Genomic DNA, 354 nt, shown 5'->3' with positions numbered 1-354 from the left:
CTGGATCCCGAGGCGGATAATTATGCGTTGGCAGCCATCGGCTGGTTCGCGCTCACCGGCCGGGTGCCCGGTGCCACCGCGCAGCGGCCGCCACTGGCGGCGTTGGTGCCCGAGGTGCCCGATCCCCTGGTGGCCCTCCTGGAAGACGGACTGGCCGAGAGTGCAGGGGAGCGCCCCTCGGCGGCGGAGTTCGCCCGCCGGGCGATCCGGGCCGCAAAGCCGGAGGCACTGGATTTGACGGCGTCGGCGCATCCTTCCGTTGCCAGCCAGTTGCTGACCCGGCGGCAGGCGGCGGGTAAGGCTGCCGGCCGCCGGGACAGGGGGCCGCTGCCGCCGTTTCCGCGGGCGTCAGCC

1 pseudogene is annotated in these 354 nt (G+C 74.0%); it reads left to right on the top strand.

Features of this window, described 5'->3' with window-relative positions:
• Positions 1–27 precede the first annotated feature (27 nt).
• Positions 28–354: pseudogene (locus AC5RUJ_RS18770) on the top strand (serine/threonine protein kinase); the annotation flags it as partial.

This window comes from Arthrobacter sp. Y3223164, assembly GCF_059091005.1.
Note: the sequence above shows the minus strand (reverse complement) of the source record. Positions and strands in the feature narration are given on the sequence as shown.